Below are 8,389 nucleotides of genomic sequence, written 5' to 3' on the forward strand. Positions count from 1 at the left end.
GGGGCCGGGGCCCTGGGGAAGCCGGCAACGGCGTGTGATGAGGCCGGTGCTACCCCCGCGGCGCATTCCGGGTCGGCGCCGCGGACGTCCTGCTGGGCCGGGTGGCCGGGGACGCCCCGTTCTGGATGAGCGGCGACCAGTACGCGTACTGGTCGCACACCCACCTCACCGTCGACGTGGTGCCCGGCCGGAGCAGCGGGTTCTCCCTGGAGCCCCGGAGGGCGTGCGCTTCCTGCTCCGCTCCCGGCTGCTGACGGACGAGGGGCTGGCACGCGTCGAGGCGGAGTCCCCGCTGCCGACCGGCGCGGACCCGACGGCCGGCTGAGGACCCGGCCGCGGGTGCCGCGGGTCAGCGCAGGTCGAGGCGCATCAGGACGCGGGGGTGGCCGGCCAGCACCGAGGTGGTGTCGGCGGCGTGGACGAAGCCGGCGCGTTCGAAGTTCTTGCGCAGACCGGCGTACGCCATGGTCAGGTCGACCCGGGCGTCGCCGTTGTCCAGCGGGTACGCCTCGACCGCCGGGGCGCCGTGGGCGCGGGCGAAGTCGACGGCGCCGGCGATGAGGGCGTGCGAAACGCCCTGCTTGCGGTGGCCGGGACGGACCCGGATGCACCACAGCGACCACACCGGCAGGTCGTCCACGTGCGGGATCTTGCGGTTGCGGGCGAAGGACGTGTCCGCGCGGGGCGCCACGGCGGCCCAGCCGACCGGTTCGTCGCCGTCATAGGCCAGCACGCCGGGCGGCGGGTCGGCGCGGCACAGTCCGGCGACGTACTCGCCGCGGGCGGGGCCGCGCAGCTCGTTGTTGAGCCGGGAGGGGATGCGGTAGCTCAGGCACCAGCACACGTTGGCCCCGGGCGACTTGGGGCCGAGGACGGCGCGGACGTCCTCGAAGACGGAGGCCGGGCGGACATCGATGGTCATACGGCCACGATGTCAGCCCGGCCCGCGGCCCGCAGGCCGTCCGCTACGGAACGACGGTGGCGCCGCTGTCCGGCTCGGCCGGCGGTTCGCTCAGCTGCTCGCGCACATAGTTCCAGATCACCGCGATCTGCGCGGCGACGGGCACGGCGAGCAGGCTGCCGACGATGCCTGCCAGGCTGCCGCCCAGGGTCACGGCGAGCAGGATCACCGCGGCGTGCAGGCCGAGCCCCCGGCTCTGGATGATGGGCTGGAAGACATTGCCCTCCAGCTGCTGCACCGCCACGATGATCGCCAGCACGATCAGCGCGTCCGTCGGGCCGTTGTACACCAGCGCGATCAGCACCGCGACGAAGCCGGCGAACAGGGCGCCGACGATCGGTACGAACGCGGACACGAAGGTCAGCACCGCCAGCGGCAGCACCAGCGGGACGTCGAGGGCCCACAGGCCGAGGCCGATCAGGACGGCGTCGAGCAGGCCGACGATCGCCTGGGAGCGGACGAACGCGCCGAGGGTGTCCCAGCTGCGGGCGGCGACGGCCGGGACGTCGGTGGCGAGCCGGCCGGGGAGCTGGCGGGAGAGCCAGGGCAGGAAGCGGGGGCCGTCCTTGAGGAAGAAAAACATCAGGAACAGCGCCAGCACGGCGGTGACGATGCCGTTGACCACCGTGCTCACCCCGCTGACGATGGCGGTGACCATCGAGCCGAGGCCCTTCTGGGCGCGCTCCACCGCGGTGTCGAAGGCGTCGCTGATCTGGTCGTCGCCGATGTTGAGCGGCGGCCCGGCGGCCCACTCGCGCAGCCGCTGGATGCCCTCGACCACGCCGTCGGTCAGCTCCCCGGACTGGGAGGCCACCGGCACCGCGATCAGCGCGACGACCCCGGCGGCGGCCAGCAGGAACAGCACGGTCACGGTCGCCGCGGCCAGCGCGGGCGGCCAGCCGTGGCGGCGCAGGAAGCGGGCCACGGGCCAGGTCAGCGTGGTGATGAACAGGCCGACTATGAGCGGCCAGACGACCGGCCACATACGGCCCAGGACCCACATGGTCACCGTGAGCATGAGGAGGATCAGCAGCAACTCACCGGAGACGCGCGCCGAAACGCGCAGCGCGGCGCGGGTCTTGGTGGAACTCAGCGTGGCAGGCATGGGGCCACCTTATGTGGATCACCGTGGGGCGCCGCCCTCAGTCCCCCAGCGCCCGGCGCAGGGCGTCGTCCAGCCGTTCGGCCAACTCGGAGTCGCCGGGCGGGTCGTCGGCGAACAGCGCGCCGAGCTGGGCGGTGAACGTCTGGGTGAACGCGCCGTACAAGGGGGTGCGGGGACGCAGCACGGCCTCGCGCAGGGCGGGCAGGAGGACGGATCGGGCATAGGCGGGCCGGCCGGTCCTCGCCTCGCGCGGCATCCGGTCGGTGCTCTCGCCGGTGGGCGAGGCGGAGGGGGAACCCGCGCCGAGGGGGCAGCGGAGGCCGGGGTCCTCGTAGGCGGACGTACGGGTCGCGGCGAACCCGGCGTCGAGCAGGCAGCGTTCGCTCTCCTCGCCGGTGAGGAAGCGGATCAGGTCGGCCGCCATGCGGGGCCGGTGGGACACGTCGGTCACGGCGAGGTTCTGGCCGCCGAGGACGGCCCGGCCGGGCAACGGGGCGACGCCGAGCTGCCGCGGGTCGAAGGTCTGGTGCAGGGTGCGGTAGGCGTACGGCCACTGCCGCAGGAACGTGGTGCGGCCGGCGGCGAAGTCGTTGAGGGAGCGGGCCTCGTCGGAGCCGTGGGCGTCGGGGAGGGTGTAGAGGTCGTCGGTGCGGCGGCGCAGTTCGGCGATGCCCGGGGCGAGTTCGTCGGCGTCGGCGCTGTAGCGGCCGTCCTCGTCGGTGAGCCGCAGCCCGGGCACGGCGCTGGTGAAGGCCTCGACGGCGTTGACCGTGCGGCCCTCGTAGGCGTCGAGCTGGGTCGTCCAGCCCTTCTCGTACCCTTCCGGGCGGTGGTCGTGGACGTGGTCGATCAGTCGGCGGAGCTGGTCCCAGTCGCTGCGGCGGAGGTCGGTGCGTTCCACGCGGGCCTGTTCCAGATGGTCGCGCCGGTAGTAGAGGAGACCGACGTCGCTGTTGAACGGCACCGCGTAGAGCCGGTCGTCCCACCACGCCGTGCGGGCCACGGACCCGATGACGTCGCCGTCGACGAGGTCCTCGTCGAGGGGACGGATCAGCCCGGCCTCGGCGAACTCCGGCACCCAGGTGACGTCCAGGTTGACGACGTCGTAGGCGGCGCCCCCGGACTGCAGGGCGCCGAGGAGCTGGCTGCGCTGCTCGTCGGCGCTGCCGGGCAGCTCGACCAGCCGGGCGCTGTAGCCGCTGCCGGCGCGTTCCTGACGGGCGTTCCATTCGTCGATCAGCTGCTGGCGGATGCCGTTCTTGCCGGTGACGTCCCGGCCGCTGACGACCACGATCTCGCCGGGCTGCTCCGGGGACGGGCTCGGCGCCGCGCCCTCGTTCCCGCCGCCGGTGCAGGCCGCCGCCATGAGCAGGGCCAGCAGGGCCGCGACCCGTCGCATCCTCACTCCTCCCCCGTTCCGGTGCGGGCCACCTCGTCGTGCAGGACGGCGCCCACGTCGTCGTCGGCGTCGACGCACCGGCCGCCGGACGCGGCGGAGATCTGCGCGTCCGGTTTGTCGGAGGCGCAGCCGCCGCTCGTCAGGGACACCATGGCGACCGGCACCTTCACGGCGCGGGCGGTGGCCAGCACGTCGTCCAGGTTGCCGCCGGTCAGCCGGTTCGCGTCCTCGTCGTCGGTGATGTAGACGATCAGCTGGGGCCGGTCGTCGGCCGCTCCCCGGTCGTTCATGAACTGGAGCGCGTCGATCAGCGCGGCGTGCGGATCGGCCTGGGCGTCGCGGACGCGGGCCCGTTCGTCGATGGTGCGCTCGGCGTCGTTGCGGGCGCGGCTGCCGAAGGCGAGCAGCATCTCGTACGACCGCTCGCCGAGGCCCGACACGCCCCACACGCCGTACTCGTCCGCCGGGCCGAGCCCGACCAGGGAATGTTTCAGCAGGCCCGGGCCGCCGCTCGGCCCCTTCCACACGTCGCCCATCGAGCCGGAGCTGTCCAGCAGGAAGAGCACCCGGCCCGGCCCGTTGGCGCCGCGGTACCGCTCCAGCGCCGTGTCCATCGCCCTGCGCCCGGCGGACTCCACCAGCCGGGACGGCGCGGGCAGCACCCCTTCGGCCACGTGGTCCGCGTCCAGGAGCGGCCGGTGTCCGGTGGCCGCGCGGAAGCCGTCGCGGGCGAACGCGGACCGGCCCCCGCCGTCGTTGAGCCATGCGCGGAACCGGTCCGCGGCGTCGTCGCGGGCGCTCGCGTCGCGGTCGCCGCCGTGCCAGCGGACGCGCACGAACACCGGCTCGTAGCCGGGCACGTCGCCGGGGTACTGGGCCGTCCTGGGCACCCGCCGTTCGGCGTCGCAGCCGACGCCGCTGCGCATCAGGAACTCGGGGACCAGGGCGGCGCCGGCGTCGTCCGCGGCGTCGTCGTCGGGCAGCGTGCACAGCAGGCCGGCGGCGGTGGGCGCGGGCACGCCGGGCACGAGGTCGCGCTCCGCCTGGGCGGGGTCGCGGTCCCCGCCGGTGGCGGAGCGCTGCAGGCCGATGGTGGCCAGCAGGCCCGCTGCGGTGAACTCGGGGTCCGGCCGCCAGATCCGGGCGTCGGGGCGGCGCGCCTTCAGCTGGGCGATCATACGGGCGAGGGGGGCTCCGGTGCGGTCGTTCCAGGACTGGGCGGAGAGGTCCTCGGGCACGGCCAGCACGACCGGGGAGTAGGCGAAGGGCGTCTGGTCGGCCTCCACCGCGGCCACGGCGTCCGTGTCCTGGCCGGCGGCGACCCGGGCGGCGTCGGCGGGGGACGCGGGGATCCACACGTCGGGCTGCGGGCCGATGTCGCGCTGCGGGTTGGGCCCCTCGTGGCGGGGTTCCTGCCAGGCGCCGGTGTGCTTGCGCAGGGCGGTGACCGTGTCGGCGGCGCCCGCGCCGTAGACGGTGATGCCGCTGCGCCGGCAGTCGCCGTCGCGGTTCTCGTCCGACGTCAGGAACTCGTCGGCCGCGGCGCGCACGGTGCGCTCGAGGTCGGGGTCGGTGAGCACGCGCAGTTCGGTGGGCGGCGCGCAGACCGGGGGCCGCAGCGCGGCGACCAGGCCGTGGACGCCGAGGCCGAGTCCCAGGGCGAGCACCAGGAGGGTGAGCAGCCCGGTGGCGACCACGCGCCGGGGTCGCCGCCGGGCGAGCGGGCAGTGGCGGTGGGGCTGCCCGCGCGCCGACAGCAGGACGTCCTGGTCGGGCTCGCCGCGGCGCTGGGGTTCCCAGGGTTCGGGGGGCTTGCGCAGGGTGTGCAGGCCGCGGGCGGTCATCCGGGCCCGTACGTCGTCCGCCAGGCCGGCGAAGCCCAGGGCGCCGTCCCGTTCCAGGCTCCGTACCAGTTCCTCGGTGAACGGCGTCGGCGTGTCGCCGGGGCCCGCGTCGATGAGGTGGTTGGCCTGCACGCTCATCAGCAGCAGGACGTTCCGTTTCCTGGGGAGCTTCTCCCAGATCCAGGCGGCGTTGCCCGCGAAGCAGCAGTCGAGGACCACCACGATCTGCCGGGCCCGGCTCTTCGCCAGCTCGTCGAGCACCTCGCTGAAGGGCGCCGCGCCCTCGAAGAGGGCCTGCCGGCCGGGGATCACGCCGGCGTCGCGCATCTGCAGGTACAGCTCGTCGCCCGCGCTCGGGAGGGCGCCGTGCCCGGCGAAGTAGAGCAGCAGCACGCCCCTGGCCTTGGCGACGGCCTTGCGCAGGGATCTTTCGAACTCGTCCCTGGACGGGGAGCGCTCGACGACGATCTGGCGCTCGCGGAACACCTCACCGCCCCGGAGCGCCTCGCGGAGCCGGTTCACGTTGTGCTTGACGGCCGGGAGGTCTCCGCTGACACCGCGCGGCATCCCGGCGAAGTCGTACTCGGACACCCCGACCAGCAGTGCCCGGTTCCTGCGCCCACGGGGGTCGAACCGGGTCACTGGCTTGTCCGTGCTCATGCGTCACCCGTCGGCGCGGGCAGCGGGCGGATCGTTCTCCGGGCCCGCGGTCCCCTCCGGTTCGTCCTCCCCGACCGACTCCAGCCTGACCTCGGGCGGTTCTCCTTCCTCCACTCCCCTGCGGTTGTCCCGCCATGCCTGCGCCGCCCGTCCGATCGCGTCCAGGAGGTCCCGGACGACGACGGAGGTGACGCCTCCGACGACCGCGGCGAAGATCTCCATGCCGACGCCCATCGGGCTCCCCGGCTCGGGATCGTCCGTACGGCTCCGTTCCTGCAGCTGCAACCGTCCCGAGCGGACCAGTTCGTCGAGCGCCTGTTCGCGCTCCAGCCAACTGCGCAGGGCGCCCACATCGCTCTCGGTGGCCGTTTCACCGTGCAGTCGTACGCACACGCCCCGGACTGCCACATCATCCCCGTCAGCCATAACTCACCATCATGGCAGCCCAGTTGCGTGGTGGGGAGGGTTCGGACAGCCTCGGGGAGAGATCGCCGCCGGGAAAACACGTGCGAGGCGTCGCCGTATGGTGGACGCCATGGCGGAGGTGGAGGTCGTGCAGCTGCTGGTGTCCGCGGACCACCGTTTCGCGGGGCGTCCGGCGGACGGGCCCGCGCCGGGGCCGGCGGACGAGCGGGTGACGCAGGTGCGGGTGCGCCGCGGTCTCGGACTGGTCGGCGACCGCTACTTCGGCCGGGCGGCCCACCGGGACGCCGCGGTGACGATCATGTCCGAGGAGAACCTGCCCACGGCCGTCGACCCGGACGTCGATCTGCGGGCGACGCGCCGCAACATTCTGCTGCGCGGCGTCGACATCGACGCGTTCGTGGGAGCGGTGATCACCCTGGACAGCGGTTGCGGCCCGGTGACGTTCCGGGTCAACCGCCCGGCGCGGCCCTGCGCCTGGATGGACGTCACCGTCGGACCGGGCGCGCAGCGGGCGCTGCGCGGCAGGGGCGGCGTGCGGTGCACGCCCGAGTCCGACGGTGTGCTCGGCCTGGGCAGGGCCGTGTTCCGGGTGGTCCAGGCTCACCAATAGTGGCGGCGGCCGGCGACCGCGTGGCCCATGGAGCCCGCGATCCACAGGATGGCGCCGACGACGACCAGGATGAGTCCGATCGTCCACAGGATCGATATCCCGGTGATCAGTCCGATGACAAGAAGGATGACGCCGAGGAGGAGCATGGTTGCCTCCTGAGAGGGAGTAGGGCTGCCTCTCCGAGTACCCCGGCATACCCCGGGGAAGCACCCGGGTCGCCCTTGCCGGTCACTCGTCCCTAATGCCTCACTTATCCCGCTTGCCACTCTTCATCCGGTTTCGCCGCTTATGCGGTGGTGAGTCGGACAGGGCGAGCCCCAGCAGCGAGAGAGAGGACGAGATCAGTGATCACCCGCGAGCAGATCCCCGCCGTACTCGATCACCCCGTGTACGACGCCGAGGGCAACAAGGTCGGCGAGGCCAAACACGTCTTCCTCGACGACGCCACGGGCATGCCCGAGTGGGCCACCGTGAAGACCGGCCTGCTCGGCACGAGCGAGTCGTTCGTGCCGATCCGCGACGCCTCGATCGTGGAAGACCATCTGGAGGTGCCCTACCCGAAGAACACCATCAAGGACGCGCCCCACGTCGACGTCGACGCGGGCGGCCATCTCTCCGTCGACGAGGAGCACCGCCTCTACGAGTACTACGGCATCCGCTGGGACGACGCCTGGCAGCAGGCCAACGAGCCCGGCGAGGGCGGCTGGGCCCACGAGGGCGCCGGCGGCGGTACGGCGGGCGCCGCGGGCATGGCCGCCGGCACCGCGGGGATGGCCGGCACCGCGGGCGACGAGACGACCCGCCGACGCGGTGTCGCCGACGACGAGACGGCCCGGATGCGCGGCGCCGGAGGCGGTGTCGGCCGGGACGACGCGATGACGCGCTCGGAGGAGCAGCTGCGCGTCGGCGTCGACCGGCAGGAGACCGGCCGGGCGCGGCTGCGCAAGTACGTCGTCACCGAGGAGGTGCAGCAGACCGTTCCGGTCAAGCGCGAGGAGGTCCGCGTCGAGCGCGAGCCCATCACGGACGCCAACCGCGACGCGGCCATGTCGGGCCCCGAGATCTCCGAGGCCGAGCACGAGGTCGTCCTGCACGAGGAGCGGCCCGTGGCGCAGACGGAGACAGTCCCGGTGGAGCGGGTGCGCATGACGACCGAGGAGCACGCCGACCAGGAGACGGTGCGCGGCCAGGTCCGCAAGGAGCGCATCGACGTCGAGGGCGTCGAGAAGGAGGAGGGGCCCGGCAAGTGACCGCGGCGGGGCCCCCGCGTGCGGCGGCCCGTCCCGCGACCGCGCGGGGCGGGGGCGCCCCCCCCGGGGGGCCGGGGGCGCCGCCCACCCGGGGGCCCCGCGAGGCCCGGGGCGGGGCGCCGGGCCGGGGCGGG

At 73.9% G+C, this 8,389-nt stretch carries 8 protein-coding genes and 1 pseudogene; 3 read left to right on the forward strand and 6 right to left on the reverse strand.

Going from position 1 to position 8,389, the window contains the following annotated elements; all coding sequences use genetic code 11:
• Positions 1–47 precede the first annotated feature (47 nt).
• A pseudogene (locus ABZY13_RS23460) lies at positions 48–325 on the forward strand (DUF779 domain-containing protein); the annotation flags it as partial.
• A 24-nt stretch (positions 326–349) separates the two neighbouring features.
• Here the strand turns inward: ABZY13_RS23460 and ABZY13_RS23465 are convergent.
• The 5 genes from ABZY13_RS23465 to ABZY13_RS23485 are packed head-to-tail and all read right to left on the reverse strand — an operon-like array spanning position 350 to position 6,395.
• Positions 350–922, reverse strand: coding sequence for a GNAT family N-acetyltransferase (locus ABZY13_RS23465; RefSeq protein WP_356633811.1), 573 nt, complete (start codon positions 920–922; stop codon positions 350–352).
• A gap of 43 nt (positions 923–965) precedes the next feature.
• Positions 966–2,066, reverse strand: coding sequence for an AI-2E family transporter (locus tag ABZY13_RS23470; protein ID WP_356633813.1), 1,101 nt, complete (start codon positions 2,064–2,066; stop codon positions 966–968).
• 37 nt (positions 2,067–2,103) lie between these two features.
• Entirely contained in the window at positions 2,104–3,465 is a 1,362-nt protein-coding gene (locus tag ABZY13_RS23475) for an extracellular solute-binding protein (RefSeq protein WP_356633815.1), read from the reverse strand.
• 2 nt (positions 3,466–3,467) lie between these two features.
• The gene (locus ABZY13_RS23480; RefSeq protein ID WP_356633817.1) at positions 3,468–5,969 is read right to left on the reverse strand and encodes a caspase family protein; all 2,502 of its coding nucleotides are present in this window, start codon (positions 5,967–5,969) and stop codon (positions 3,468–3,470) included.
• Positions 5,970–5,972: 3 nt separating this feature from the next.
• Positions 5,973–6,395 (reverse strand): hypothetical protein, encoded by a 423-nt coding sequence (locus tag ABZY13_RS23485; RefSeq protein WP_356633819.1) that lies wholly within the window; start codon positions 6,393–6,395, stop codon positions 5,973–5,975.
• A 109-nt stretch (positions 6,396–6,504) separates the two neighbouring features.
• On the opposite strand from ABZY13_RS23485, the gene ABZY13_RS23490 reads away from it, so the two are divergent.
• Positions 6,505–7,005 (forward strand): molybdenum cofactor biosysynthesis protein, encoded by a 501-nt coding sequence (locus ABZY13_RS23490; RefSeq protein ID WP_356633821.1) that lies wholly within the window; start codon positions 6,505–6,507, stop codon positions 7,003–7,005.
• On the opposite strand, the gene ABZY13_RS23495 is transcribed toward ABZY13_RS23490, so the two are convergent.
• Positions 6,996–7,151: a DUF6131 family protein gene (locus ABZY13_RS23495; RefSeq protein ID WP_356633823.1), complete on the reverse strand. Its 156-nt coding sequence runs from the start codon at positions 7,149–7,151 to the stop codon at positions 6,996–6,998. The genes ABZY13_RS23490 and ABZY13_RS23495 overlap by 10 nt on opposite strands.
• A 198-nt stretch (positions 7,152–7,349) precedes the next feature.
• On the opposite strand from ABZY13_RS23495, the gene ABZY13_RS23500 reads away from it, so the two are divergent.
• Entirely contained in the window at positions 7,350–8,255 is a 906-nt protein-coding gene (locus ABZY13_RS23500; protein WP_356633825.1) for a PRC and DUF2382 domain-containing protein, read from the forward strand.
• The last annotated feature ends 134 nt before the right edge of the window (positions 8,256–8,389 follow it).

This window comes from Streptomyces sp. NPDC006610, from assembly GCF_040611575.1.
GTDB lineage: Bacteria > Actinomycetota > Actinomycetes > Streptomycetales > Streptomycetaceae > Streptomyces.

Coding starts and splice junctions, on each gene's coding strand:
- ABZY13_RS23485 (WP_356633819.1), bottom strand. CDS start 6,395: ATGGCTGACGGGGATGATGTGGCAGTCCGGGGCGTGTGCGTACGACTG.
- ABZY13_RS23490 (WP_356633821.1), top strand. CDS start 6,505: ATGGCGGAGGTGGAGGTCGTGCAGCTGCTGGTGTCCGCGGACCACCGT.
- ABZY13_RS23475 (WP_356633815.1), bottom strand. CDS start 3,465: ATGCGACGGGTCGCGGCCCTGCTGGCCCTGCTCATGGCGGCGGCCTGC.
- ABZY13_RS23470 (WP_356633813.1), bottom strand. CDS start 2,066: ATGCCTGCCACGCTGAGTTCCACCAAGACCCGCGCCGCGCTGCGCGTT.
- ABZY13_RS23480 (WP_356633817.1), bottom strand. CDS start 5,969: ATGAGCACGGACAAGCCAGTGACCCGGTTCGACCCCCGTGGGCGCAGG.
- ABZY13_RS23495 (WP_356633823.1), bottom strand. CDS start 7,151: ATGCTCCTCCTCGGCGTCATCCTTCTTGTCATCGGACTGATCACCGGG.
- ABZY13_RS23465 (WP_356633811.1), bottom strand. CDS start 922: ATGACCATCGATGTCCGCCCGGCCTCCGTCTTCGAGGACGTCCGCGCC.